General features: G+C 46.3%; 26 protein-coding genes. 17 read left to right on the top strand and 9 right to left on the bottom strand.

Annotated features, from left to right (window positions below; genetic code table 11):
- Nucleotides 1-188 precede the first annotated feature (188 nt).
- The 3 genes from V6C93_RS16785 to V6C93_RS16775 are packed head-to-tail and all read right to left on the bottom strand — an operon-like array spanning nucleotide 189 to nucleotide 1,844.
- Nucleotides 189-698: a cytochrome c oxidase subunit II transmembrane domain-containing protein gene (locus tag V6C93_RS16785; protein WP_333477815.1), complete on the bottom strand. Its 510-nt coding sequence runs from the start codon at nucleotides 696-698 to the stop codon at nucleotides 189-191.
- A 55-nt stretch (nucleotides 699-753) separates the two neighbouring features.
- Nucleotides 754-1,350 carry a DUF2231 domain-containing protein gene (locus V6C93_RS16780; protein WP_333477814.1) on the bottom strand — a complete coding sequence of 199 codons (597 nt, stop codon included), beginning with the start codon at nucleotides 1,348-1,350 and terminating at the stop codon, nucleotides 754-756.
- Nucleotides 1,347-1,844, bottom strand: a complete 498-nt coding sequence (locus V6C93_RS16775) for a DUF2231 domain-containing protein (protein WP_333477813.1) — start codon at nucleotides 1,842-1,844, stop codon at nucleotides 1,347-1,349. The genes V6C93_RS16780 and V6C93_RS16775 overlap by 4 nt, the downstream gene beginning before the upstream one ends.
- Nucleotides 1,845-2,139: 295 nt before the next feature.
- Between V6C93_RS16775 and V6C93_RS16770 the strand changes: the two genes are divergently transcribed.
- A complete protein-coding gene (locus V6C93_RS16770) occupies nucleotides 2,140-3,312 on the top strand; it encodes a pyridoxal phosphate-dependent aminotransferase (protein ID WP_333477812.1) in 1,173 nt (390 codons plus the stop codon).
- A gap of 122 nt (nucleotides 3,313-3,434) precedes the next feature.
- Here V6C93_RS16770 and V6C93_RS16765 read toward each other — a convergent pair whose 3' ends face one another.
- Nucleotides 3,435-3,947, bottom strand: a complete 513-nt coding sequence (locus V6C93_RS16765; protein ID WP_333477811.1) for a hypothetical protein — start codon at nucleotides 3,945-3,947, stop codon at nucleotides 3,435-3,437.
- Between the two features lie 176 nt (nucleotides 3,948-4,123).
- Here V6C93_RS16765 and V6C93_RS16760 point away from each other — a divergent pair, with 176 nt between their 5' ends.
- The 4 genes from V6C93_RS16760 to V6C93_RS16745 all read left to right on the top strand — a co-directional run bounded on the left by V6C93_RS16760 (nucleotide 4,124) and on the right by V6C93_RS16745 (nucleotide 7,994).
- Nucleotides 4,124-4,699, top strand: a complete 576-nt coding sequence (locus V6C93_RS16760; protein ID WP_333477810.1) for a DUF924 family protein — start codon at nucleotides 4,124-4,126, stop codon at nucleotides 4,697-4,699.
- A 149-nt stretch (nucleotides 4,700-4,848) separates the two neighbouring features.
- Nucleotides 4,849-5,604, top strand: coding sequence for a class I SAM-dependent methyltransferase (locus V6C93_RS16755; protein WP_333477809.1), 756 nt, complete (start codon nucleotides 4,849-4,851; stop codon nucleotides 5,602-5,604).
- Nucleotides 5,605-5,645: 41 nt separating this feature from the next.
- Nucleotides 5,646-7,349: an ABC-ATPase domain-containing protein gene (locus V6C93_RS16750; protein ID WP_333477808.1), complete on the top strand. Its 1,704-nt coding sequence runs from the start codon at nucleotides 5,646-5,648 to the stop codon at nucleotides 7,347-7,349.
- Nucleotides 7,350-7,994 (top strand): Uma2 family endonuclease, encoded by a 645-nt coding sequence (locus V6C93_RS16745; RefSeq protein ID WP_333477807.1) that lies wholly within the window; start codon nucleotides 7,350-7,352, stop codon nucleotides 7,992-7,994. It abuts the gene before it with no gap.
- 380 nt (nucleotides 7,995-8,374) lie between these two features.
- Here the strand turns inward: V6C93_RS16745 and V6C93_RS16740 are convergent, their stop codons facing one another.
- Nucleotides 8,375-8,995 carry a hypothetical protein gene (locus V6C93_RS16740; protein WP_333477806.1) on the bottom strand — a complete coding sequence of 207 codons (621 nt, stop codon included), beginning with the start codon at nucleotides 8,993-8,995 and terminating at the stop codon, nucleotides 8,375-8,377.
- Between the two features lie 29 nt (nucleotides 8,996-9,024).
- Here V6C93_RS16740 and V6C93_RS16735 point away from each other — a divergent pair, with 29 nt between their 5' ends.
- From V6C93_RS16735 to V6C93_RS16725, 3 genes are all read left to right on the top strand, one after another.
- On the top strand, nucleotides 9,025-9,246 hold the full coding sequence (locus V6C93_RS16735; protein ID WP_333477805.1) for a hypothetical protein: 222 nt from the start codon (nucleotides 9,025-9,027) through the stop codon (nucleotides 9,244-9,246).
- Nucleotides 9,230-10,516 carry an aspartate aminotransferase family protein gene (locus tag V6C93_RS16730; RefSeq protein ID WP_349262742.1) on the top strand — a complete coding sequence of 429 codons (1,287 nt, stop codon included), beginning with the start codon at nucleotides 9,230-9,232 and terminating at the stop codon, nucleotides 10,514-10,516. Before V6C93_RS16735 ends, V6C93_RS16730 begins: the two co-directional genes overlap by 17 nt.
- 376 nt (nucleotides 10,517-10,892) lie before the next feature.
- Nucleotides 10,893-11,945, top strand: coding sequence for a GAF domain-containing protein (locus V6C93_RS16725; protein ID WP_333477803.1), 1,053 nt, complete (start codon nucleotides 10,893-10,895; stop codon nucleotides 11,943-11,945).
- 76 nt (nucleotides 11,946-12,021) lie between these two features.
- Here V6C93_RS16725 and V6C93_RS16720 read toward each other — a convergent pair whose 3' ends face one another.
- A complete protein-coding gene (locus V6C93_RS16720; RefSeq protein ID WP_333477802.1) occupies nucleotides 12,022-12,534 on the bottom strand; it encodes a hypothetical protein in 513 nt (170 codons plus the stop codon).
- 1,157 nt (nucleotides 12,535-13,691) lie between these two features.
- Complete coding sequence (locus tag V6C93_RS16715; protein WP_333477801.1) at nucleotides 13,692-13,868, bottom strand: hypothetical protein; 177 nt, start codon at nucleotides 13,866-13,868, stop codon at nucleotides 13,692-13,694.
- Nucleotides 13,869-13,927: 59 nt separating this feature from the next.
- Between V6C93_RS16715 and V6C93_RS16710 the strand changes: the two genes are divergently transcribed.
- Nucleotides 13,928-15,814 carry a glycoside hydrolase family 10 protein gene (locus V6C93_RS16710; protein ID WP_333477800.1) on the top strand — a complete coding sequence of 629 codons (1,887 nt, stop codon included), beginning with the start codon at nucleotides 13,928-13,930 and terminating at the stop codon, nucleotides 15,812-15,814.
- A 247-nt stretch (nucleotides 15,815-16,061) separates the two neighbouring features.
- On the opposite strand, the gene V6C93_RS16705 is transcribed toward V6C93_RS16710, so the two are convergent.
- Together V6C93_RS16705 and V6C93_RS16700 are read right to left on the bottom strand one after the other, a co-directional pair.
- Complete coding sequence (locus V6C93_RS16705) at nucleotides 16,062-16,697, bottom strand: PAS domain-containing protein (RefSeq protein ID WP_333477799.1); 636 nt, start codon at nucleotides 16,695-16,697, stop codon at nucleotides 16,062-16,064.
- Nucleotides 16,698-17,087: 390 nt separating this feature from the next.
- Nucleotides 17,088-17,354: a hypothetical protein gene (locus V6C93_RS16700; RefSeq protein ID WP_333477798.1), complete on the bottom strand. Its 267-nt coding sequence runs from the start codon at nucleotides 17,352-17,354 to the stop codon at nucleotides 17,088-17,090.
- Nucleotides 17,355-17,811: 457 nt separating this feature from the next.
- Here V6C93_RS16700 and V6C93_RS16695 point away from each other — a divergent pair, with 457 nt between their 5' ends.
- The 8 genes from V6C93_RS16695 to V6C93_RS16660 form a co-directional block, all read left to right on the top strand.
- Nucleotides 17,812-17,940 (top strand): hypothetical protein, encoded by a 129-nt coding sequence (locus V6C93_RS16695; protein WP_333477797.1) that lies wholly within the window; start codon nucleotides 17,812-17,814, stop codon nucleotides 17,938-17,940.
- A gap of 20 nt (nucleotides 17,941-17,960) precedes the next feature.
- Entirely contained in the window at nucleotides 17,961-18,161 is a 201-nt protein-coding gene (locus tag V6C93_RS16690; RefSeq protein ID WP_333477796.1) for a hypothetical protein, read from the top strand.
- Between the two features lie 328 nt (nucleotides 18,162-18,489).
- On the top strand, nucleotides 18,490-19,767 hold the full coding sequence (ahcY, locus tag V6C93_RS16685; protein WP_333477795.1) for an adenosylhomocysteinase: 1,278 nt from the start codon (nucleotides 18,490-18,492) through the stop codon (nucleotides 19,765-19,767).
- 540 nt (nucleotides 19,768-20,307) lie between these two features.
- Nucleotides 20,308-20,919 carry an exopolysaccharide biosynthesis protein gene (locus V6C93_RS16680; RefSeq protein WP_333477794.1) on the top strand — a complete coding sequence of 204 codons (612 nt, stop codon included), beginning with the start codon at nucleotides 20,308-20,310 and terminating at the stop codon, nucleotides 20,917-20,919.
- A 209-nt stretch (nucleotides 20,920-21,128) separates the two neighbouring features.
- Nucleotides 21,129-21,362 carry a hypothetical protein gene (locus V6C93_RS16675; protein ID WP_333477793.1) on the top strand — a complete coding sequence of 78 codons (234 nt, stop codon included), beginning with the start codon at nucleotides 21,129-21,131 and terminating at the stop codon, nucleotides 21,360-21,362.
- 133 nt (nucleotides 21,363-21,495) lie between these two features.
- Nucleotides 21,496-22,113: a DedA family protein gene (locus V6C93_RS16670; protein ID WP_349262740.1), complete on the top strand. Its 618-nt coding sequence runs from the start codon at nucleotides 21,496-21,498 to the stop codon at nucleotides 22,111-22,113.
- A 162-nt stretch (nucleotides 22,114-22,275) separates the two neighbouring features.
- The gene (locus tag V6C93_RS16665) at nucleotides 22,276-22,884 is read left to right on the top strand and encodes a DedA family protein (RefSeq protein WP_333477791.1); all 609 of its coding nucleotides are present in this window, start codon (nucleotides 22,276-22,278) and stop codon (nucleotides 22,882-22,884) included.
- Nucleotides 22,885-23,173: 289 nt separating this feature from the next.
- Nucleotides 23,174-25,331 (top strand): DEAD/DEAH box helicase (locus tag V6C93_RS16660; RefSeq protein WP_333477790.1); only part of this gene is annotated, 2,158 nt, incomplete at its 3' end.

The following is a 25,331-nucleotide window of genomic DNA, read 5'->3' as shown; positions in this document are numbered from 1 at the left end:
CGAAATGCCGGAATGTAAAAGCCATGCAAGACATCCTCCGATCGCAACCTGAAGCGCACCCGGCGATCGACTGGTAAATGTAACTCAGTGCTGGTGATATTCTGTTTTGGATAATGGAAAATCCATGCCCATTGCTTAGCGGTTACATCAATTTGTTCAATGGGAGCAGTTTGGGCTGCATTCTGAATTTACTGCTGAGGCGTGCTATCAAAGGGTTCAGCGTAAGCAGATTGCATCATCTCAGGCATGTGCAAATGCACTAGTTCCATCGGCCCTCGCACCGCCATTTTTTCGTAAGTCCGATAGCTGACAAAGGAAAGCGTTAACACCAAAACCAATGGCACTCCCGTCCAGACAATCTCCAGCCAGGTATTGCCTTCAATAGGGGGGCCATCGCTCATGTCATACTTACTGGCGCGATGAAAGACCAACGAGTAGAGGAAAGGCCCAATTACACCTAAGTAAATGAATGTCCCTAACCCAGTGAAGAGACTGAATAAATCATCCTGCAACTTTGCTTCTGCTGCCGCTTCTGGCGGAAACCAGGAATAGGATTGTTTCGCCATCCACAAGCTAGCCAACGCGGCCAAGATGGCATAGACCGTCATTATTAGAATTGCGCGGAGTTTGAGCATGACAGCGATCGCATCATATCTAGAACAGTGAACTGAGAGGATAAGGCAGAAGGCAGAAGGCAAGATCGATGGTTACTGCTGCCCATTACCCATTACCCATTACCCATTACCCATTGCCTTACAATTGATTAGGATTTCCACCTAAGTGCAGCATTTGATCGGCTGTAACGTGAATGCCGAACTCAGCACCCAAATGTGCGCCCAGCGTTCCCTGCACAAACATCAGAGCAAAAACAAATAAACCAGCAGCGAGATAACTCCACTGCACCTGTCTTGCCATGTCTTTGCGCCACTGATAGCGTTGAAAGCCCCGCCAAACGGTCATTCCCACAATCAAGGTCAAAATCAGCACCCCCCCTACGCCGTGTAGAATCATCGTTTCCAGGGCATGAAGCCCCCAGGCGCTGGTGACATCCGCCAGCGGTACAGCCAAAGAAACTTCAAACAAACCCGCCATGACCGTAAAAAAGGTAATGATTGCAGATGCCAGCAGGTTATACCAACCGACATCGAACAGCGACGAACGGGTAACGGGAATCGCTAGAAACTTAAACGCCGCCTTGTCCAAGGGAAACAGCACCCCTACGATGTCAAAAGCGATCGCTACGATAAATAACCCTAGCGTTAGATGCACCAAGTTGGGATGGATGGGAATTATGTAAGGCAACCCATTAACGCCCAAACTACTCCACTCTTTCAACAGGTCTGGATTCATGACAGACCTCCTTTAACTGCATCTACGACAGGAATCGTATGCAAGCCATAAACCCACACGAGTAAGCTGCCCAGGTATGTCTGAACACAAACGACGCCAACTAGCAGCACACTCGCTGCCAGGTAAGGAATGGGTAACTGTGGTCTTTCCTGCAACCGAATCACATAGCGCCATGCAGTGACGATTCCCAGAATTGCTGAGAGCGACCAGCCTAAAATTGTATGGACATTCAGCGTTGAAACCGATGCAGCGTAAGGTTCTGCCAGGCCGGCTTCAATCTGCCCAAAAATAATTGAAATGAAGATAGAAACGGTTGCAAACGCAAGGTTCCACCAACTGACTTCATACAATTTGGAATTTTTTGTGAAATACCCCAGGAGATCGCAAAACACTGCAAACAGCACCATCGCAATCACGAAATGCACCACGATTGGGTGAATGGTATCGGGATAAGGAAGGTTGTGCTCGTTGAGAGGCGGAAGATACTTAAACACAGGTTTTCAGAAAAATCCAGTGACAGTGAAATGAGGGTAGTACTGAGAAATTATCTGGGCAATTCAACTGCCTAACGGGATATTTAATAAAGATCTAATAGACATAGAGGGATAACTCCTGAGTTTAAAGAGTTCCTGTTTGGAGGTTAGCCTCATTTTTTGTGTTACAAAATCAATCTAAAGAGAGAAGCGTCCTCCTTCATCAGTATGTCGCTATTGTCAATAACGAGTAATGGACTGACGCTCTAGAGTTCAATCGCCATGACTTTGTCGTTACACTTCATTCTTCAGGTGAATGTCTACCCTAACTTCTCGTATGCAGGCGGTGCAGTCGCCACTGATCCCGATTATTGGCGAACTGATTCGCAACCACCCTGGAACGATCTCTTTGGGGCAGGGTGTTGTTTATTATGGCCCACCCCCAGAAGCGATCGCACGTTTACCGGAGTTCCTCGCCGATCCCGAAAATCATAAATACAAACTCATCCAAGGGATTCCACCCTTACTCTCTGCCATTGAGGCAAAACTGCAAACGGATAACGGCATCGAGGTGAATGGGCAAAACTGCATTGTTGTTACAGCAGGTAGCAATATGGGGTTTATGAATGCCATTCTCGCCATCACCTCCCCCGGTGACGAAATTATTCTCCAGACGCCTTATTATTTCAACCACGAAATGGCGATTGTGATGGCAAGTTGTCGTCCAGTACTGGTGGCAACGGATGAAAATTACCAGTTACGTCCGGATGCGATCGCCCAAGCCATTACAGAACGAACACGAGCCATTGTAACAATTTCACCTAATAATCCTACGGGTGCTGTGTATCCGGAAGCCGCATTGCGAGATGTTAATGATATCTGTCGCAATCGCGGAATTTACCACATCAGCGACGAAGCCTACGAATACTTTACCTACAACGGGGTGAAACATACCTCGCCGGGAGCATTTCCCCACAGTCACGAACATACCATTTCCCTATACTCGCTCTCCAAAGCTTATGGTTTTGCCAGTTGGCGTATCGGGTATATGGTGATTCCAGAACACCTGCTGGTGCCGATTAAGAAAATTCAGGATACGATTCTGATTTGTCCCCCAGTCATCTCCCAGTATGCGGCGTTAGGGGCGTTGCAGGTGGGGGCTAACTACTGTAAAGAGAAGATTGAGGCGATCGCATCTGTGCGAGAGTTAGCATTAGACTCCTTGAAACGCTTAGAAGGCTTATGTACCATTGCCCCTGCTGATGGCGCGTTCTATTTTCTGCTGAAGGTTCACACTCACCTAGGTGCGTTTGAGTTGGCAGAACGACTAATTCAGGAACATGGGGTGGCGGTGATGCCCGGTACAACCTTTGGCATGAATCATGGATGTTATCTGCGGGTTGCCTACGGTGCCTTGGACAAAGAGACGGTAGTAGAAGGAATTGAGCGATTAGTCCGAGGTCTTCAATCAATTGTAGACTCGGACTAATAGTAGATGTTGCAGCTTTACCTTGTCAGCTACTAAGTGATGGACTACTGCACCAGCGTTAGCGATCGCAAAGCAAGGAATAAAAAGCATCATGCATTGTGGTATACACAATTCATGAGCAATTACTTAGCTGCTTTGGGGGCACGGAAGCCAGCCTTTTGTGCTGTGGCTGCATCTGCAAAACAAATTTCGGGCTTAACTTGTTTGTAGCCTGACTCCTTAGCTTCATGGTAGATTTTATTACCCTTCTTGTTAAGGTTGCCTTTAACTGGAGCATTACTGGGACAATCAGTTCCTGTCGGCTTAACACCCAGTTTCTCAGCCTCGGCTGATAGAGTTGAACTAGGTAAGTTGGATTTTTTAGACGACTTCGTCGTAGTTGATTCTTTCGTTGATTTAGTAGTAGATGTCGTCGATCGCTCCTTCAATGGTGTAGTCGTGGCTGTCGTACTGGGTTCCTCAGACGGTGTAATCCTAGCAGCAGGAGTAGACGATTGTGCAGCGGTCGGTTCACTAGGAGAGTTACTGGCAGTAGGCTCATCCGCTTTCTTCCCGCAGCTAGCGAGAGCTAGAACCGTAAACAGTGCTAAACCAGTAATCCAAGGGCGATAACCGATATTTCGAGAATTAACCAACACTTTTGCCTTCCTCAAGTAAGGTTAAGAATAACAGCTAATAAGACTAAATATATTTATCACAGGGGCAAGGCATTTGTGTGTATTTTTTGTGTCAAAGCTATGACGTTAAAGAAAATTAACCAAAAAACTCCAACAGTAGTTCTACCCTGATTGATGGGCAAGTTAGGAGTCAAATGTTGCAAGCTAATGAAATATTAGACTTTTGGTTTGGGAAGCCAGAGGAAGCGGTTTATGGAAAACATCGCAAGGTCTGGTTTATCAAAAATCCAGAGTTTGACCAAGAGGTGCGATCGCGCTTTTTGCAAGTCTACCAAAAGGCAGCAGCAGGTGAACTGGACGACTGGAAGGAATCACCCCAAGGCTGTCTCGCACTGATTATCCTGCTCGATCAGTTCCCTCGCAATATGTTTCGCGGACAACCCCAAGCCTTTGCCACTGACTCCCAAGCCTTGGCTTACGCCAAATACGCCGTGGCTCAAGCTTTTGATCAAGAATTGCTGCCTATACAACGCCAGTTCATCTACCTACCCTTTGAACACAGTGAAAACCGACGCGATCAGCACGAGTGTATCAAATTGTTCTCTTCGTTGAAATATGAGCCCGAATGTGTAAGTAGTGTCGATTATGCTCACCGTCACTTCCAAGTTATCGAACGTTTTGGGCGTTTTCCCCATCGCAACGAGATATTGGGTCGAGAAAGTACTCCGGAGGAAGTAGACTTTCTCAAACAACCTGGTTCATCATTTTAGGCTGGAAGACTGAAAAGTTGGAAGTAGCCGCTACTAATTTCACGAGCAACCGCTGCTGTCAGTTGAAGCGACTGCCGCCAATTGCTTCAAGGGTCTCTATACCCCCTAATTTAGGTAAAATAGTAGTTTTAAAATAACATCCTTAGGATATGGAAGATAAATACCCTGAACGCAAGCTGTCTGAAGAAGAGCGTTTTAAGTCTGACTATTTTTCCTACTTTGAACAGCCGGAAAATGCCACTCGCTATACACCAACAGTTTATTTTCTAGAAGAGGCTTTTAAAGAAAGACCCTTCTCTTTGCTGGATCTGGGGTGTGGGAATGGTGCTTTGCTCAAATATTTACCTTCTCGATGTGACTATGTGGGGCTAGATCACAGCGAATATGCAATTCAATACTGTTTAGATCTCTATCCCAACAGAACCTTTGTTTGTCAAGATATATCTGTCTTTATAGAAAAACTTGCTGCTAAAAATAAAAAGTTTGATGCCGTCGTGCTATCCGGAATGATATTTCATACCGTTGATAAAGAAACCCAACACCACAAGGATGAACAGGAAATTATTCAATTTTGTCTCAAGAAGATAATAAAGAACACAGGATATCTCGTCATAATTATAGGCTTTAACTATGGTAATCATCCAGCTCATAGTTTGTTTGTTCGAGCGAAATGGTTACACAATTTACTAGAAGAAATGCTGGAAACGACCCCTGCAAAAATTGTTTATGAGAACATGTCTCTACAGCTAGGTTTGGAAGAAAAAATCCTACAACAAAAAGTTATGCCTGACTGGTTTGTTCCAGATAGCAGTACTGACTATTCAAGTGAGTTCGCTGGAACATACATGGCAAGTTGGACATTTATTATTTCTCCTTTATTCACGAAAAATCAGTACTTTGACTAGTTTATTTAAGCCCATCTTCCGCAGGTTGCTAATTTGGTATCATGACAAATCGCGAGAATTTGCGACAGATGTTATTGCAACTCGATAATTGCAGCTACAAAGGCTACAAGGATATTAAAGGGCGCTACAAATTCCCTAACTTTACTCTAATTATTGATCGCGTCCAAGGCGACCCTTTTGCCAGTCCCAGCCAGTTGCGGGTGCAAATCCCACAGTCCGTTGCTGATTTTCCCCCTAATCTCTATCAAACCCGCAGCCGAGAAATTGCCCTACGCGATTACCTTACTCGTCAGTTTGACAAAGTAGCACAGGAACTCAGCAGTCGGCGAGGAACTGGGAAGAGTGCACTAATTGCTATTGTTCAGGTTGGACAATCGGTTGTTGATCGCACCTCAGCTTTCATTACCCAGGAATTCGTAGAAGTTCGCTTTGTTGTTGGCTTACCAGCGCGAGGACGTAGCATCTTGGGGCGTCAGGCAGTAGAAATGTTATGTGAAGATATCCCCGAAATCGTTGACAAAGCGCTCAAGTATCACTACTTGAATCAGAAAAAGATTCAGCAGCAAGTAGAAACGGTTGAAGATGCCGACTGGTTGCGTCAACAGTTGTCTGAACGGGGACTAGTTGCTTTTATTCCCGATGGGGCAATTCTCCCACGACGCAGTGGCGTTGACGATCGCCCCTTACTCGCGGACGCTGTCCCCTTCCAATCTCCAGAAACATTACGAGTTGAATTCACCTGTCCGAATCGCGGGTTAGTCACTGGTATGGGGATTCCCAGGGGTATCACTTTGATTGTCGGCGGTGGCTATCATGGCAAGTCTACTTTACTCCGAGCCATTGAGTTAGGGGTTTACAACCACATTCCTGAGGATGGGCGTGAACTGGTGGTTACTCATCCTGGGGCGATGAAGATTCGCGCTGAGGATGGACGTAGTATTGCCAGTGTGGACATTTCGCCGTTTATTAACCAGCTTCCTCAAAGTCGCTCTACCCGTCAATTTTCCACTACAAATGCCAGTGGTAGTACTTCCCAAGCGGCAAACATCATGGAGGCACTGGAAGCGGAGGCAACGTTACTGCTGGTAGACGAAGACACGGCAGCGACTAACTTTATGATTCGCGATCGCAGAATGCAGCAGTTGATTGCCAAAGACAAGGAACCCATTACACCGTTCATCGATAAGGTGCGACAACTCTATACCGACTACGGCGTTTCAACCATCTTAGTTATGGGGGGTAGCGGCGATTACTTTGACGTAGCGGATACAGTGATTGCAATGGAAAACTTCCTACCTGCTGATGTTACCGAAAAAGCGAAAGCGATCGCTCTAGCTAACCAAACAGAACGCACCCCCGAAGGCGGCGAAACGTTCGGGCAAATTACATCGCGTATCCCTTTACCCGAAAGTATAGACCCCAGTCGCGGTCAGCGCGATGTCAAGTTAAAAGTCCGGGATGTGGATGAGGTGGTATTTGGTACTGAAGAGATTGATTTAACTGCGGTAGAGCAGATTGTGGAGAGAGGGCAGTTGAGAGCGATCGCGTTTGCTATTGTCTATGCTAAGGAGCAATATATCAACGGGCATCGTACACTGCCAGAGATTTTGGATCGGGTGATGGCAGATATTGAGTCACAGGGATTAGATATTCTCAGTAACTTGCCCGAAGGAGATTTAGTTTTATTCCGCCGCTTTGAACTCGCTGCTGCACTCAATCGTTTACGAACTTTAAAGGTGAGGTAGATGACACTTCCCACTATTACCCAAGACAGAATTGACCTTTCTCCGGGCGACGAACTAATCTTACGGTTCCGAACTTGGCAAGACTATGAGAATTTGCTAGATCGTCGTCAGGATAAGGCAGGGCTAAGGATACGATACAACAGCGTTACCCAAGAAATTAGAATTATGTCGCCACTGCCAGGGCATGGTAAAGATGCTGATATGTTGGCAGATTTAGTGAAGGCTGTGCTGCGACATCAGGGACAAGATTGGGAGGCGTTCACACCAATTACCCTCAGACGCGTCAATCGGCAAGGAGTAGAGCCAGATTATTGTTTCTATATCAAGAATCGGGAGCGTATTTTAGGGAAAGAACGTATCGATCTGGAAAACGATCCACCACCTGATTTGGTAATTGAGATTGATTTGACTTCAACAACCAAAGTAGAAGACTATCAAGCAATTGGCATTGCGGAAGTATGGATTTATCGCCGCGATCGCTTGCTCATCTATTGTTTTGATGGGAAGCAGTATCAGGAATGCCAAACCAGTCCACATTTCCCTGAGCGCGATATCAAAACTCTATTACCGCAGTATGCGAATAGAGGCTGGCAGGTTGGTTCTAGTGTGGCGCTGCGAGAGTTTGAGCAGTTCTTGAGTGGCTGAGGAGTAATTACACCTGCGATTCTTTTAGCCATCTATCAACGCCTGAAACCGCCCATCTTCTTCGTAGTCTCCTTCCTGAACAATACGGCTTGATTCTTGCTGCACTGATTCTGGATTAGTGGCAAAGTCCAACACGCCAGAACGCTAGTCAAAAAAATCAGGAACACGACGAATAAAGTATTTGAGGGCAAATTTAGGTAAAAGGAAGACAAAGCAAATTTTGAAATCGTCGCGGAATCGTTCTCGTTGAAGGTTGAGATACCCCAATATTCGAGGAACGGTATCGAGTTTGTAATAGCACGAAAGCCTTGCTTGAATCTCGAAGCTTCGGGTTTTAGACTTGCCGATTTAGGATGAGAACATCCATCACCCCTAACAACTCAATCCTGAAGTGAATGAAACATCTTAAAAGGCGTTGTTAAAATTCCTAAAATTATATTGACTTCATTAATAAAATAGTTTCGTTTATCAATAAATACCGTCTTATCAGTTAACTGGAGAAATTTCCAATCAGTACCCGTAGTCACAGATCCATAAATACTTGCAATCGGCTCTCCATTGCGTTGATTAAATATCTGGGCAGCAACCATCTCAGCAATACACTGTCCTAAGCCTGATTTAATGCTTTCATTTTTAGCCTCTACCAGCGTTATAACGGGAGTCCGAATTTCATACGATTCTTTTGAAGCAGTGAGAATATAATCACAATATCCAGTTAATCCAGTTTCTGATTCGACATTGAATTCTGAACCAGAGAAAAACCCAATTTGGAAATTAAATCTACGCCTAACTTCTAATAAGACAGGAGCAATAATTAACTCGGCGCGTGCTTTTTCTGTATTGATAGCAGTTGCCAGAGAAACATTTTCACTTAATGTACTCTGGAGATAGGCACTCGGTAAAACCTCTGGCACATCAACAAATAAGTCATTAGGTTCTTCCAACATTAACTCAAAAGCTTCCCTAACTTTAGCCAGAGTTGTGAAGTCGCTATAGGCCATACATTGTTTGTTTCACCCACACGGCACGGATGTATTTTAGCAATCGCGATAGCGAAGCGCTGCTGCGTTTGCGTTCGCGAAGCGTCCCGAAGGGAAGCATGGTGCGTAAGCAGCAAAGCGCAGATCGCGCAAGCGCTGCCTTTTGGAGCGATCGCACTCCCCAGATAAAATGTAAAGTCTCACTCTTGCGCTCATGGAGCAAAATCGGTGTCTACCAATCTCGAAGCCTATTGGATGCCCTTCACGGCTAACCGTCAATTTAAGGCCAAGCCGCGCTTACTCGCCGCTGCAAAAGATATGCACTACTTTACCCCTGAGGGTCGTCAAATCCTTGACGGCACGGCGGGACTGTGGTGTGTAAATGCTGGTCATTGTCGCCCCAAAATTGTTGAAGCGATTCAAAAACAAGTCGCCCACCTCGATTATGCGCCTCCCTTCCAGATGGGGCATCCTGGTGCGTTTGAACTGGCGGAACGCTTAGTCCAGATGATGCCGGGAGGACATTTCGATCATGTGTTTTACGGCAATTCCGGTTCAGAGGCGGTAGAGTCAGCCCTGAAAATTGCGATCGCGTATCATCGAGTACGCGGTGAAGGGGCACGTCAGCGTTTGATTGGACGGGAACGGGGCTATCATGGCGTCGGTTTCGGAGGCATTTCTGTGGGTGGTATCGCACCGAACCGCAAATTCTTTGGTAGCTTGATGCCCGGTGTCGATCATCTACCCCATACCCATAACCTCGAACATAACGCCTTTACTCGCGGACAACCGCAGTGGGGCACACACCTGGCAGATGAACTAGAACGAATTGTTACCCTACACGACGCCTCAACCATTGCAGCAGTGATTGTCGAACCGGTTGCAGGTTCTACGGGGGTGCTGATTCCGCCTGTGGGCTATTTGGAACGCCTGCGTGCTATCTGTGACAAGTACGGTATTCTCCTGATTTTTGATGAAGTCATCACTGGCTTTGGGCGTCTAGGTACCAGTTTTGCAACGGAGTACTTTGGTGTCGTGCCAGATATGGTAACCGTAGCCAAAGGTATTACCAATGGCACGGTGCCGATGGGGGCGGTGTTTACCCGTAAAGGAATTTACGACACCTTTATGGATGCGGCGGCAGAAAATGCGATCGAATTCTTCCACGGCTACACCTATTCCGGGCATCCTCTCGCCTGTGCCGCATCGTTAGCAACCCTTGATGTGTATGAAGAGGAAGGGTTGTTTGCCCATGCCCATCATCTCGCTAGCTACTGGGAAAATGCTGTGCATTCCCTGAAGGGAATGCCTCATGTTACCGATTTGCGGAACTTGGGACTGGTAGCTGCCATTGAGTTGGAAGCAATACCCGGAAAGCCTGGGGTACGGGGGATGGATTGTCTTCAACGTTGTTTTGACAAGGGGTTACTCATTCGCACCACAGGAGAAATTATCGCTTTGTCTCCACCGTTAATGATTCAGAAAGAACACATCGATCAGATGTTTGAGATTTTGGCAGGAGTGTTGAAAGAGTTGCCTTAGAAAAAATGCGATCGCAGATTCAAGTTTGCCTATCGCCCACAGCATAAAATTCTGGGGCTATACAAACAAAGTCTGCCTATCGCCCAAGCAGCATAGCGCACCTTGGCGTAGCGATAGCGGCAAGCGTCTGCTACGCTAAGCGCTGCGCCTATCCCACCACGCAGGCTCCAGAGAATCTTTGATTTTCAATTCAATGAAGCACCGAGCCCATGAATATTCAAACATTTTTAGACTGTCTCGGTAATATTAAGGAGAGTATAGGCTAACGAGTGCCACGGCTCTACACTCTAATAAAGACTTTTGGATAAAATTATAGTTTTGTTACGCGACTATTCTAATTTATGATAAATGAGGAGAGACTTTCCGATGCTCAGACATGGCTATGTGGTATAGTGTACAGTCAAAGTACCTCCAAGAAGTTAACTTAGCTTGGAAGCGTAAGAGTGATGGACGCGAGCAAGAGGTAGCTGAGACATTAGGTCAGTCTCTGCGGCTCGTTATCGATAATCTTTTCCTTAAAGGCGAACCCGTTAACCGTACAAATTTTATAGAAATTTGTCAGTTTTTGGGAATGAACTGGCGGGAAATCTCTGGTCTAGAGGAGCCACAAGCTCCGGTTACTTCCCCGCCGAAGCCGACAAAATCTGATGAGGCGGTTGTTCTCCGTAGACCCACTGCGGGAGCTGATGATGTTGACAAGGCAATCAGTGAGCTTGTTGGTACTCTCTGCGAAATGCTGCGTCGCATCACTCGAAAAGCGGGGGATTTACTAAGAGCCGATCGCACCAGCATTTTTTTACTGGATAATCAAACAAAAGTACTCGGCACGATTATTGCAGACGATGGCGAGGGGGGCTGTCTACTGATTGACATCCCTGCCAATAGAGGCATTGCTAGTCTAGCTGCTACTTCCTTGCAAGTTATCAATATTCCTTTCGATGTCTACGACGATCCGCGCTCTGAAGAGGCGAAGAGAACTGATCAGAGAACGGGATACCGTACTTACACTATGCTGGCTTGGCCTCTATTGAATAAGCAAAAAGATTTAGTTGCCGTTGTGCAATTAATCAACAAATTAAAGCCGAACCATAACCCTGAACATGACTTATTAGACACAATTGATAGAAATGGCTTTACACAAGAGGATGAAGAAAAGTTTGCTAAATTTGCCCCTTCGATTCTAAAAATCCTTGAAAAATGCCAATTGTGTTACGAATTAGCCCAAAAACTTAAGAAAAATTCCCCGAAGAAGCACGGGAGTACCCTCATCCAGAATGCTGCCTTGATTGCGGAACTCAAGCGTCAGGAGCAACAGCTACGTAAAAATCTCTATAAGATCAATCTACCGCAAAAGGCAACATCTCGGAGCCGAGGAGTAGTTTATTCATCTCAAACCCGCCTAAGAGTACATAAAGCTCAGGAGCGTTAGTTATATTCCACACTTCAGACTTTCCCAGCCCCTTTCTTAGCCAACAGGAACCTTATTCGCCGGATTCCTAGCGCCATTAGGCGGTGATTGGTGTCATATCAAGGGACTGGCTTTTAGGGTCTTCAAATCGAATCGGGTTAGCCGCCCAACTCTTGAAATCAGGTGCTAGTCGAATCAGCTTTTGCAACAACTCATCATTGATGCATAAAATCAGGGGAAAGGGAAAGTGCTTGGGAAATTCATCCCGCACGAGGTTCGTTGCAGTTAATACTTGCTCGATCGCTACGACTGAGTCTAGACCAAAAACCATCAAAGCTGGCGGTGGCGGCTCTTCAATCGCTGTGAGTATCGTTGTAAATAGGGTGTTAACCGATGGATGCAGGATGATTTCCTGGATTTGAATGGAACACTGTTTTGACAGTTGTTTCACCATTCGTCGCCGCATTGATGAGCAGTTGCAGCACATCAAAATCAGTGAAAACTGACCTTGAGACATTTGGATGGCTCTTTCCAGTTTTTGGAGCGATCGCTGGTTGCAAACCAATAAATCTTCCAATTTTTCATTTTCTGAGGTATAGTTATCCGTCATTTTAAAACACCAAATGGCTTACTAAATTGATTTTGGTCTGAGGCATTTTGTTGACCTCCTCACCTCTTGTGCTTGCCCAACCTTTGCTGTTTGAGACCACACTCAGCTGAGCGAGAAATTCCTACAAGTGTAATAAAACTTAAAATTTCACAGAAATCTCCCATCTTAGTCGAGCTGACCAACACAGGCTTCGGCATATCCAGGGGGGAAGGAGGAGCTAAGCCAGGCTTGACAAGCCTTTGCCTTGAAACAGCTTGGTGCGCGACCCATTTAGAGCCGTGGAAGTGAGTGTAGAGTAAGAGGATTTTTGTAAAATAATCATTAAGTTGTTTGGTGAAGCAGAAGCTCATCAAAGCACCATCCAATAATTAATCTTTAGTTTGCCGCCACTGTACGAGTCGATACCACTCAAGATCACAAGTTAAGTACACAACTTAAAGACTTTCTTGCCCGGCTGCCTTCAGCCTTTCTTTAAAAACAGCCTCTAAAGCTGGATTGTCGCTTTGGGTATGATGGGAAGAGTGAAACGCTGCTCCAATCGATAAGTGAACTACAAAAATTTTGACAGGTAACAAAGTTTCTTAATTCCACCAGAAGGGTGATGTAAAAATTTCCCAGCTGTCAACCTTCATATAACCGATCCTTACTCGCCCATCCTCACCAGTTGAATAGGTAACAAATTTGTGAAACCTATACTCAACGTAAAAGACAGTAAACTCAACGTAAAAGACAGTAATTGTTATCCTTCCTTTTGGCTGGCCTAGCCCAGGTACAACTTCCTACAAATACTAGAATTTATTACATGAGAAATCTCATGTAAAGCCCTAACTTCATCAAGATTTTATCTGTTGTAGTGTTGTAAAAACTGATAGATGTAACTACTCACATGGTGTAAAGCTCAAAGGAAATGTATAAAGCTTGACTTCTTGTTCAAAGTATTAATAATTGCTTAATAAATTATATCCATCTGATGACGAAAAGCGTAGGATACATAAGCTGAAGTTATGTTATATCTTAAAATTCGTTAAAGGTTTTCCTTCACAAAACCTTCATAATCTTGAAGAATTGAGACCCTTACTTGATCAGCAGTAGCCAGCTGGTGATCGCCAGCATGGTGAGCGTTTGCATCAGCATGGTGTATAGCCGCGAAGCATTAGCTATGCCGGACGAAACGGCGCTCTTTGCAGTAGTGTAGTGTACCGCCCTACCATACGGGTTCTGCTTGGCAGTGCAAGCGATCGCGTTTTGAGCCACATCGGTAATCCCCAGTTGCTCACGGCTGGGTTTTTTGCAATGCTATCTGTCTGTCCTGCAACCTTTACCCTGCTAGTCAAGTCAATCCTGATTAGTCCAAGATGCTGGCGTGAATAGTTTTATATCTAGTTCGGTACCTATGAAGCGGTTTCTCAAAAAGTTTTTAGAAGCTTGTGCAGACGGGCTTGTGTCTTTTAGCCGCGCTTTTGGGCGTCAGGCGTGGTTTGTATTTCTATTTATCTTGGGCTTAACACTAACAGTCTTCAAGCCAACGGCAGCTCTTTCTCAAACAAGGTTGAGTGATATCCAAGGACATTGGGCACAACCTTGTATTGAACAACTTATACAGAAGCAGATGATCAGCGGTTACCCGGATGGTACTTTTAAGCCGAATGCATCAGTAACCAGGGCTGAGTTTGCCGCCATGCTGGGTAAAGCTTTCCCGGATGCCCCTGCGATTCGCACGGGGGGAAAGTTTACGGATATCCCGACTAACTATTGGGCAAGTGATGCCATTCGCAAGGCTTACCAAGCGGGATTTATCGCTGGCTATCCGGGGGGTGTCTTCCAACCCAATCAAAAGATTCCCCGCGTGCAGGCGTTAGTGTCTTTGGCAAGTGGGTTGAAGTATGTACCGACTCAGCCTGCTGCTGACACATTGAATGGTGCTTTCGCGGATGCCGTCGGAATTCCTGAATATTCCAGAGGTGCGATCGCCGCTGCCACTGAAAAGCAGCTAGTTGTCAATTACCCCAATGTTCGCACTCTAAATCCTGATCAGTCCGCAAGTCGCGCAGATGTTTCGGCTTTTTTGTGCCAAGCCACTGAAACAGCAGGGCTTGTGCCTTCCCAGTACATTGCCAAAGTCGAAACCTCATCGCCCGATACGGCAAAAGCCGAGTTACGAGGGGTGTGGCTAACCAATATTGATAGCAATGTGCTCTTTTCCAGCCAGAGTGTAACCGATGCCATCCAGCGCCTGCAAGAGCTGAACTTCAACACGGTCTACCCTACTGTCTGGAATTGGGGCTATACCCTCTACCCCAGCCAGGTAGCACAAAAGGCTACCGGGAAGGCAGTGAGACTGGTGACGCCGTTAGACTCCTCTCTTAACCCAGACTTAGGGACACAAGGGCGAGATATGCTCAAGGAGATGGTCGAGCAGGGACATCAAAAAGGCATGAGAGTCATTCCCTGGTTTGAGTTTGGCTTCATGGCACCTGCTGATTCGGAATTAGCCAAGCGCCACCCAGATTGGCTCACTCAAAATAGCAAAGGTGGAAAGATTTGGAAAGAAGGAAAAGATGAGCGCGTCTGGCTCAATCCTTTCCAACCCGAGGTACAGCAGTTCATCAAAGATTTAATGGTTGAGATGGTGAGCAACTATGACGTTGATGGTATTCAATTGGATGACCACTTCGGCTTACCTTCTGCCTTTGGATATGATGCCTACACGGTACAGTTGTACAAGAAAGAACACCAAGGTAAAGCTCCCCCTGCTGACCCTCAAGATGCAGAGTGGGTACGCTGGCGGGCTAACAAAATTACGGATTTCCTAGCACAGTTGTTCCGGGCGATTAAAGACCGCAAAAAGGATGCGATCGTTGCGGTTTCTCCTAACCCCCAAAAAGACTCCTATCAATTCTTTTTAGCCGACTGGGCGACTTGGGAACGGCGTGGCTTGGTCGAGGAATTGATTGTGCAGATTTATCGAGACAACTTCGACACTTTCATTCGGGAATTGGATCAACCTGAACTTAAGGCAGCAAAAAGTCATATCCCAACCGGAATCGGCATTTTGAGCGGGTTAAAAAATAAACCCGTTTCTCTATCACAGATTCAGAAGCAAGTTGAGGCGGTGCGACAACGAGGATTTGCTGGGGTGTCGTTCTTCTTCTACGAAACGCTGTGGAATAATACGTCAGAATCCTCCAGCCAGCGTCAGGAGGCGTTTCGCTTACTCTTCCCGATGCCTACAAAATCACCAGAAGTTTCCCTGGTAGAGGAGGAGCAACTGGCTGCTTGATGGATACTTCCCGCACGGCAAGAATAGACCTCTTGAAGAGCGTTCCTTTTCATCAAATTCTGGGACAGGCGGGACGCCTACCCCACAAGAAAAAAGGCTAAGAGTGGGATGGGTATCTTGCCCGTCCTAGCTATTTTTGCAAGAGGTTTAATTGTCCAAAGACTTGAAAATCTGCTCTTCCTCCTCAGAAGTAATGGCATACTCCCGTTTGAGCGATCGCAGCACTTGTTCATCCTCAGGGCTATCCTCAGATCGCTAAATCCTGAACCGACTCAATCTCTCGTATACCCCCTACCACATCTAGCAAATCTGCTCCTAGCCCCTTAGCTGGACGGCGATGCCACAGGTTTAGTGTCACTTCTACCATCTCGCGGTAGCTTTCGAGCCGTAACCAGTCTTCGTGGGTGCTTTGTTTATTTGGGTCAAGCAAATCTGGATTTTCAATGCCCAAATTGCTCAAAATTTGATGGTGTTCGTCATCGCTGATGGCAAGTTCATAACGCAGACGCTGGCCTTCTTGTGCTTGCTTGCAATAGTCAGTGTCATAAAGGGCAATGAGCAGGGTATTGACGCCTTGAAACCGACAAGGGCGCAACGAGAGTAACCCCCAAAACAACGTTCCATCCAAGCGGCGAAATTGTACTTCACCTTGAAACTGTCCCTGGTTCGCCAGCAGAGATAGTGCTTGTTGTCGATCGCTGGCATTTGCATAAAACTCAGATGAGCGATAATTCAGCAAGGCTTGAGCAGACAGTCCAAATAATGATCCCATGTGCTCGTTGGTATACAAAAATTGACCCGTGGCAATTTCTGCGATCGCCAGTCCTACAGGCGTAGCTTCCGCAATTAGTTGAAACTGTACCTTCAATGGTTCACTCATCATAAAACCTCGTTGGAAACCCTTTGTTTAAAGGTTAAGCGAGGAAAACGGTAACCTAATCTCATCCCGAATCTTACTGTCACCCTGGAAATAATGTGTGGCGCTAACGCGCACGCTAGCCTATCGGCTCGCGAGAGCTAACGCAAACGGGAGATTTAGCCTCTACTCTGGCTGGAGCAATCCAGGCTTACGCAAGTTAAGTCTATGAACCAAGAATCTCCGCACTTCTAGAACACCGATTCAGTAATCGCCGAAGCGATGATTTTTCGTAGGGGCTCCTGCCTCCGGGAAAAGCCCCGAAACCCTTACGGGGCAAGCACGGGGGGTTGCCCCTACCATTAATGAATTGATGTTCTAGGGCGGAGATTGTCAAACAGCAATCAATCCCTTTGCTCAAGCCACCATTTCCTCTGGACGTGTCTGGGTGATAGCAGTTGCTACATCTAGAGGAACCCTCGCGGGTTGCAGATTTTGTGCTTTTTCCAAGACTGTAACTTCAATATTGACAGCCACTAAATAAGAACCCGTCTCGTCTCCCACCGCTTCAGCAATCAAACTGGCTAAATCTGGGCGTCCGGCTGTCAGAGGGTCGCGCAAGATGTACTGATCCCATTCATACTGGGCATTGGGGTTGATGCTGAGAATGAAGTGCTTCGTCATGGAGGAAAAACCTTCTATTTACAGGGGTTCAGACGTTAACTGACGGTCAAATCCCACCTCTATTATAGTACATCAGTACTGATATTGGAGGTAGACACCCTGGAGATACCGCTATGGCGTTATCCAGGCTTAACTTATCTTTACAAACACTGGATTCCTATGTCTAAAGAGAGAATGGGTAGGATTAGCTGGGCTGTGTAAAGAAGCAGCTTTTGTTTCTAAGTGATAACTAACGGCTTTAAACAGAAGTAACATCAGCCCTTCAAAATTGAACACCGAGGAAGTAGGTGGGCTTGTACCAGTTGGCAGATTGTCCACCAAAAAATACTGGGAACTCCCAAGAACTGGCCTAAAGCTATGAAAAACGGATAGTCATTTGCAAGAAGTTGCATAGTGCAGCCTTTAAAGCAACTCAAAGATTTCTACAGTGAAACTATCAACCGTTGGAATTAAACAAATGCCAATCATTGTAGGTTCTATTCTTTTTGGAGCTTTCGCGATTACCGCCGCTATTGTTGAAGGGGATTTGCAACCAGAGACGAAGAGACTGACGGGGAAAAAACGCCAAAGCCATAGAAGTAAATAATCAGTAACGGGAATTGAAAGATGTTTGAAGCCGAAAATACACAGGGCAGGAGTAGCTCAGCTGCACACATTCCAGACACAGCCGCCCTTACTCAAAAAGAAGTTGCAGACCTGATACGCCTCACTGAAACTTATGGCATATCGGGTGCAGATCAAATTAAACTCATCTTACGGATTAGAGACCTGAAAAAACGAGCTTATGCTAAGTTGAAAAAGAATTGAACAGCACTAATATATTTAGCTAAATTATGGAATTTCGCGTTGGTTCAAATCCACCTCGGCTCTTGAGCCTCAGGTAGGAAATCACTCTCCCCCGTCTCAACCCCAGGAGAACGCCTTCTTTCCCCCTCAATTTCCCTGCCAGACGGAATTAATAAAAAAATTACGATCGCTCTTTTGGGTATCCTCCTCGCTGAGTGATCGCCTTTAGAGGTTGCAGTAACTTGGTTTTAGGCGTAAGAAGAACATTTTTTCATAGCCGAGCGTCAGTCAACTAAAGTGATAAAGGTTAATCTAGTTAGACGCTTGTTGTGTTAGCTCATCAAACTATATGACTGCAACTTCCACTCAGCCGAAGCACGAAGTAAGAGACCTGTCCCTAGCTCCCCTAGGAAAACAACGTATTGAATGGGCAGGACGGGAAATGCCAGTGTTGCGGCAAATACGCGATCGCTTTGCCCAAGAGAAGCCTTTTGCAGGTATTCGGTTAGTCGCCTGTTGTCACGTTACGACTGAAACCGCTCATTTAGCGATCGCTCTGAAGGCGGGTGGTGCTGACGCCGTCCTGATTGCCAGCAATCCCCTTTCTACCCAGGATGATGTCGCCGCTTGTTTGGTTGCTGATTACGGGATTCCTGTCTTTGCCATCAAAGGCGAAGATGCCGAAACCTATACTCGCCACGTTCACACGGCTCTTGACCACAAACCCAACATCATCATTGATGATGGCAGCGATGTTGTTGCTACATTGATTCAGGAACGCCAAGACCAAATTGCTGATGTTATTGGCACCACAGAAGAAACCACCACAGGCATTGTCCGTCTGCGTGCGATGTTCAAAGACGGCGTTCTCAGCTTCCCGGCGATGAACGTCAACGACGCCGACACCAAGCACTTCTTTGACAACCGCTACGGCACCGGTCAATCCACCCTCGATGGCATTATCCGCGCTACCAACGTGTTGTTAGCGGGTAAAACCGTTGTGGTTGCCGGTTACGGCTGGTGTGGTAAAGGCGTTGCTCTTCGGGCGCGTGGACTGGGTTCTAATGTGATTGTTACAGAAATTGACCCAACCAAAGCGATCGAAGCGGTCATGGACGGCTTCCGCGTGATGCCAATGGCAGAAGCTGCACCCCAAGGTGACTTGTTCGTCACTGTGACAGGGAATAAGCACGTCATTCGCTCCGAACATTTCGATGTCATGAAAGATGGGGCAATGGTTTGTAACTCCGGTCACTTTGATATTGAAATTGACCTCAAGTCTCTGGGGGCTAAAGCCACAGAGGTCAAAGATGTCAGACCATTTACCCAGCAGTATCTACTCCCTAACGGTAAATCCGTCATCGTTTTAGGCGAAGGACGTTTGGTGAACTTGGCAGCGGCAGAAGGACATCCCAGCGCGGTGATGGATATGAGCTTTGCGAACCAGGCGTTAGCTTGCGAGTACTTAGTCAAGAATAAAGGGAAGTTAGAACCAGGAATTCACTCGATTCCAGTGGAAGTGGATAAAGAAATTGCACGGCTGAAGTTGCAAGCGATGGGCGTCATGATTGACAGCTTGACTCCAGAGCAAACCGAGTACATCAACTCTTGGACTTCCGGAACCTAGTGGTCTGTCAACCAAGTTTTGATAGGTTTGTAGTGAGCGCTTTAGCGAAGACAGCGCTTACTACGAACAGGATAAGCACCCATCGAATCAAACTTGACACTCTACTGGTATCAGTGAGCAGTGAGCAGTGACCAGCAGGTTAAATCGTTAGCGTTTATGGGATGGGGGCAGATTGGCAAGCTGGTCATTTATTTCCGCCAGTCTGTTCTAGTCCGTTAGGGTGGGTAACGCCCACCCTAGTATTTTTGCTGTTCCATACACTGTTAATTTTCAGAGAGAGCTGCTAATTGATAGCGTTAATTCAGGATTCTCTATTTGTCATGAAGCTTTTATCAATTGGGGCGAATTGTTTACAAAGTTGTGGTAAAAATTGAATCCATCTAGGCTTTATCCCCTGAAAAATTTGCTAGAGTTGAGCAAGTTTTGCGATGTGGATAAGACTCTAAATAGAGCAATTTCAGGCTGATAATTGGGTGATGGTGGGGAGCTTCTTTGATGTACTAACCATAGGTTTGCAGTCCTCCAAGTTTTCTAAGTGTAATGGATCGACTCTCGGTAGAATTACAATCCTATTTTTTTGGAGAAAAACGACCAACCCAAGTCACTTTAGCTGATGTACTAAACATTGGTGGAGAGCGAATATTTGGGTTGGTATTTGCCTTACTCGGCTTGATTTTGACTTTACCCTTACCCTTGTTGGGTCTTACCAGGCCGATTGGATTTCTTATCTTGGTGTCGGCTGTTCAGTTAGCTGTGGGTGCCAAAAGCCCTTGGATACCCAAAGGATTGGTCAACAAACCGATCGCGCTGAAGACCGTTCAAGGCGTCATGAAGCAGGGAATTCCCTGGCTGCGGCGAATTGAGATGTTTTCGCGTCCCCGCCTACTCTATGTCTTTAGCAGCTTCACTGGTCGCTTCGCGATGGGGATCGCTCTGGCGATCGCGGCAATTTTCATCATAATTGGGCTACCTGGACTGCGCGCCCTAGCAGGAGTTGGCATCTTGATGACCGGGTTGGGTTTAGTGGTTGATGATGGTGCAATTTGTCTGACGGGTGTGGCGGTTTGTATATTTGCTGACCTGATCGGTGTCTCTAATGCGATCGCGCTTGTTATGGGGGGTTCTAGTATCCTTGGCTGTCCCTCACCCTGATGGAGTAGAGGCAGGGTCATTAAACTGGCACAAAGAGGATTTATCCATTCACGATTCCAAATCAGCAATAAAGCTTTGATCAGCTTGAGTAACGGATTGACAAACTTGTGGTGAAGAATAGGATATCCCAATTTTCATCATCGCTAAAACCTGCTAAAGTTGAGCAAATTTAACGTTTTAAATCACGGAATCTCAAACAAGGTCATCTCATGCTGAGACGGGCATACAACTGGGTAACTGCTTGGAGTGAGACTCCTTATGGCAGTTGGGCGCTGTTTTTGCTGACATTTGCCGAATCCTCTTGCTTCCCGATACCGTCAGATGTTTTGCTGATTGCTTTGGGCGATCGCCTAAAAGTTTGGATCGAAAAATACTTTGATTGGCTGGCTTGGGGCTTCCTAGGGGTGCTAATTTTGGGATTTACACTCCTTAAAGTTTTCTAAGTGTAATGGTTAAACTCTTGACCTCAATCCTGATTGCTCTGTTAGTGGGTAGAACAAGTTTACTGAATCTGATTAACAGTTGGCTGCTTTAGCCAACTCAAATAACCTCTCGCAGAATACCGAGTACCCACTTATGCAGCATTGGATAACTAACATCATGACTTCCCTGAGTTATTGGGGAATTGGTCTACTGATGTTCGCAGAAAATCTCTTCCCTCCCATCCCCTCGGAACTCATCATGCCTCTGGCAGGGTTTACGGTGGCACAGAATAAGATGAGTTTTGTGCCTGCGGTTTTGGCAGGAGTCATTGGTACTATCCTTGGGGCGTTCCCTTGGTACTATGCCGGTAAACTGGTGGGTGAAGAACGTTTAAAGGGTTTAGCTGACAAGTACGGCAAGTGGATTACAGTATCAAGCCAGGATATTGATAAAGCTCAGCGCTGGTTTGCTCGGTATGGCAATAAAGCTGTATTCTTCGGTCGTCTCGTGCCGGGAGTCCGTACCTTAATCTCGCTCCCAGCCGGTATGAGCAATATGCCTTTAGCGCCCTTTATCCTCTACTCAACCCTTGGCACTACCTTATGGGTGATGATCTTAACGTTCTTGGGATACGTACTCGGTGATAACTATACGCTGGTGGACGAGTACCTGGCTCCCGTGTCTAAAATCGTGCTAGTAGCTCTGATTGTGGCATTTATTGTTTGGGTTGTGAGGAAAAGGCAAAAAGCGAAACGCAGAAGACCAAACTAAATGAAACATGAAAATATCCCATTTTTGTGAATTTGCTGTGCGGGTTGTCAACTTAATTTAGTCCAACTAGGCAGCAATAAACTCTCAGGAATTAGAGGTTTACAAAGATGGGATTTCAATGTTTAAAATGGTATTTTCCCTAACATTCAGGAGGAAAAAATCTTGCATTTTGATTTACCACAACTGATTCAACATTTGGGCTATTTTGGAGTTTGGGGAATTATATTTGCTGAATCAGGATTACTCATAGGTTTCTTCCTCCCAGGCGATAGCTTACTGTTTACAGCCGGTTTTATCGCCTCTCAAGGATTTTTGAATATTTTCGTCCTAATCTTTGGTTCTTTTGTGTGCGCCGTTCTCGGGGATAACGTCGGCTATGCCACAGGATATAGATTTGGGCGTAAACTCTTTCAAAAAGAAGACAATTGGTTTTTCCATAAGAAGAATCTGGTCAAAACCCAATCCTTCTATGATAAACATGGGAAAAAGACTCTTGTGTTAGCCCGGTTTATGCCGGTTGTTCGCACGTTTGCGCCAATTGTTGCCGGAATTGGTGCGATGCATTATCGAACCTTCATGTCTTACAATCTAATCGGCGGTTTCCTGTGGACATTAGGAATTACACTTTTGGGTTTTTTCCTAGGAAAAGTGATTCCAGCAGAACAAATTGATAAGTATTTAATACCAATAATCGTGGGAATTATTGTTATTTCTATTATTCCATCTATTGTTCATCTAATTCAAGAAAATCGCTCAAACGAACACGAATAAACAGGTTTGGCGATAAGGGATAAATCCTTGACCCCAACCCCTGGAGGGGTTGGGTTTTTCCGTACTCAATGACAGCCAACAGGCGGAGTACTGGTCAGCAAGAGGTATTCATTCATAATAAAATCTTATAAAAAAGAGGTTGAGCTATTCATGAATCAATGGGTATAGCTTCAGCCTCTATCGATAGATCGGTCAAATGTGGAATAACAATGATTAGCGAGGAGTGAGAGGTGAAAATTCAATTCCAAACGCCAATGATAAAGATTGGAGTCTATCCAGAAAATTGGGAGTGAGCGCTGGGCATGAGCGCAAATTTATTACAACTGAGCCTTTAAGTAAGAGTGGTGAAGGGAGCGAGCAACAGGTTTGGGATACAATTCGGGAGGTGTTTAGCGATCGCACATGTCTTGCCTACTGGCGCTATCCTATTTTCTCCAAGGTCGGCAAGTTCCGCAAAGAACCGGATATCTTGATTGCTGACCAAGAACTCGGTCTAATTGTCATCGAGATTAAGTCAGTCACGATTGACCAGATTGTTGCGCTCAGAGGTCATCGCTGGGAGTTCCAAAATTACTACACCATCAGCAGCAACCCTTACGAGCAAGCGGAAAATCAGCTGTTTGCCTTGTTGGGATATTGCGATCGCGAACCCTACCTCCGCCGCAAAGTTAGTGGACGCGCCCTCGTTTGCCTGCCTCTGATTACCGAAGACCAATGGTACGATAGCGGCTTCTACCAACTCCCTAGTTGCCCACCGAATATTTTCCAAAACCATCTGCATCCTTTGCCCTCTGTCTGCGGTTCCCTACCCCAGGAACTCAGGCAAATAACTCCGATTATCAAAGGTTCGACCCTCACGGAGAAACAATGGAAACTACTGCAAGCTGTCATTAGCGGTACTCCCGTCTTTCGCACACGGGTAGGGGCACGACATGTCGTGCCCTTACAACAATCTGGAAAAACCCGTGGCAGTGTTCTTGTTGAAGTACGGCAACGCTTATCGGAATTTGACTTACAACAAGAACACATCGGCAAAGAAATTCCTCCAGGCCCACAGCGAATTCGAGGGATTGCCGGTTCAGGAAAAACCGTGCTGCTGTGCCAGAAAGCGGCTCACATGCACCTGAAGCATCCCGATTGGGATATTGCCTTTGTCTTTTTCAGCCGCAGCCTGTACTACCCCATCATTGCTCAGCTCAATAAGTGGCTCTTACGCTTTAGTGGAGGTGAGGTAGAATATGACCCTAAAAATTGCAAATTACAGGTACTTCACGCTTGGGGATCGAAAAATCAACCCGGATTCTATAGTACGCTTTGCCGAGCGGCTGGAGTGAAGCGTCTAACTGTGGAAGATACCCAAAGTAATCGACCGAACGAGGCTTTATCTGAAGTATGCATACAGTTATTGCACAATACGGTCGTCCCTACGCTATATGATGCCATCTTAATTGATGAAGGTCAAGACTTAATTGTGGATGACCCTCTGAAATTTGAGGGTAAGCAGCCGTTTTATTGGATGGCGTATCAAGCCTTACGTCCCGTTGACTCGGCACAGCCCGAACAGAGGCGGTTAATCTGGGGTTACGATGAAGCGCAAAGCCTGGAAAGCTTAAAGATTCCCAATGCCAGTGAGTTGTTTGGGGAAGACTTGGGGCATTTGGTGACAGGACAGTATAGCGGGGGCATTAAAAAGAGTGAAATCATGCATCGCTGCTACCGTACTCCTGGCCCAATTCTTACCGCCGCACATGGGATTGGCATGGGGTTGTTGCGTTATGGGGGAATGCTGACAGGGATTACTCGTGCAGAGGATTGGCGTGCGATCGGGTATGAGGTGACGGGGCGTTTTATTCCGGGTGAGCAAATTACCCTGAGACGCCCACCGGAAAATTCTCCCAATCTCGTGCCGGAACTTTGGGATGGGTCGGTGTTGGAGTTTGTGGCCTATCGATCGCGCCAAGAAGAACTGTCTGCCCTTACCCAATACATCCTCTACAATCTCCGCCATGATGGACTTAAACCCAGTCGCGAGATTCTAGTCATCGTTTTAGGTTCCGGTTTCGAGGCGATGAAACTAGAAACGGCGGTGGCAGAGTTCTTGATATCCCAAGGTATCGACATCTACATTCCCAGCACCCCAGATTGCAACATCTTGCAAACCGACAAACAACAGCGCAACCCTAACAAGTTTTGGTGTGAAGGTGGCGTTACCATCTCTCGCATCCACCGCTCTAAGGGGAATGAGGCGGAGATGGTGTATGTGGTGGGACTGGACAATGTGGCGAAGGATGAGAGTAATCTCCAGTTGCGGAACCAACTATTTGTGGCGTTAACCAGGGCAAAGGGTTGGGTGAAGTTGAGTGGGGTGGGTTCTTATCCCATGTATGAGGAAATGTGGCGGGTAATGCGGAGTGGGGATACGTTCACCTTTACCTTTCGGCGTCCTC

Source organism: Allocoleopsis sp. (assembly GCF_036703385.1).
Classification (GTDB): Bacteria; Cyanobacteriota; Cyanobacteriia; order Cyanobacteriales; family Coleofasciculaceae; genus Allocoleopsis.
The sequence above is the reverse complement of the archived record's forward strand: the minus strand, read 5'-3'. Positions and strand labels throughout refer to the sequence as shown.

Bases quoted from the DNA above. Each gene is read 5' to 3' on its own strand.
- V6C93_RS16780 (WP_333477814.1), bottom strand. From the start codon at position 1,350: ATGAATCCAGACCTGTTGAAAGAGTGGAGTAGTTTGGGCGTTAATGGG.
- V6C93_RS16770 (WP_333477812.1), top strand. From the start codon at position 2,140: ATGTCTACCCTAACTTCTCGTATGCAGGCGGTGCAGTCGCCACTGATC.
- V6C93_RS16760 (WP_333477810.1), top strand. From the start codon at position 4,124: ATGTTGCAAGCTAATGAAATATTAGACTTTTGGTTTGGGAAGCCAGAG.
- V6C93_RS16755 (WP_333477809.1), top strand. From the start codon at position 4,849: ATGGAAGATAAATACCCTGAACGCAAGCTGTCTGAAGAAGAGCGTTTT.
- V6C93_RS16750 (WP_333477808.1), top strand. From the start codon at position 5,646: ATGACAAATCGCGAGAATTTGCGACAGATGTTATTGCAACTCGATAAT.
- V6C93_RS16745 (WP_333477807.1), top strand. From the start codon at position 7,350: ATGACACTTCCCACTATTACCCAAGACAGAATTGACCTTTCTCCGGGC.
- V6C93_RS16740 (WP_333477806.1), bottom strand. From the start codon at position 8,995: ATGGCCTATAGCGACTTCACAACTCTGGCTAAAGTTAGGGAAGCTTTT.
- V6C93_RS16735 (WP_333477805.1), top strand. From the start codon at position 9,025: ATGTATTTTAGCAATCGCGATAGCGAAGCGCTGCTGCGTTTGCGTTCG.
- V6C93_RS16730 (WP_349262742.1), top strand. From the start codon at position 9,230: ATGCCCTTCACGGCTAACCGTCAATTTAAGGCCAAGCCGCGCTTACTC.
- V6C93_RS16725 (WP_333477803.1), top strand. From the start codon at position 10,893: ATGGCTATGTGGTATAGTGTACAGTCAAAGTACCTCCAAGAAGTTAAC.
- V6C93_RS16720 (WP_333477802.1), bottom strand. From the start codon at position 12,534: ATGACGGATAACTATACCTCAGAAAATGAAAAATTGGAAGATTTATTG.
- V6C93_RS16710 (WP_333477800.1), top strand. From the start codon at position 13,928: ATGAAGCGGTTTCTCAAAAAGTTTTTAGAAGCTTGTGCAGACGGGCTT.
- V6C93_RS16705 (WP_333477799.1), bottom strand. From the start codon at position 16,697: ATGATGAGTGAACCATTGAAGGTACAGTTTCAACTAATTGCGGAAGCT.
- V6C93_RS16700 (WP_333477798.1), bottom strand. From the start codon at position 17,354: ATGACGAAGCACTTCATTCTCAGCATCAACCCCAATGCCCAGTATGAA.
- V6C93_RS16695 (WP_333477797.1), top strand. From the start codon at position 17,812: ATGCCAATCATTGTAGGTTCTATTCTTTTTGGAGCTTTCGCGATTACC.
- V6C93_RS16690 (WP_333477796.1), top strand. From the start codon at position 17,961: ATGTTTGAAGCCGAAAATACACAGGGCAGGAGTAGCTCAGCTGCACAC.
- ahcY (WP_333477795.1), top strand. From the start codon at position 18,490: ATGACTGCAACTTCCACTCAGCCGAAGCACGAAGTAAGAGACCTGTCC.
- V6C93_RS16680 (WP_333477794.1), top strand. From the start codon at position 20,308: ATGGATCGACTCTCGGTAGAATTACAATCCTATTTTTTTGGAGAAAAA.
- V6C93_RS16675 (WP_333477793.1), top strand. From the start codon at position 21,129: ATGCTGAGACGGGCATACAACTGGGTAACTGCTTGGAGTGAGACTCCT.
- V6C93_RS16670 (WP_349262740.1), top strand. From the start codon at position 21,496: ATGCAGCATTGGATAACTAACATCATGACTTCCCTGAGTTATTGGGGA.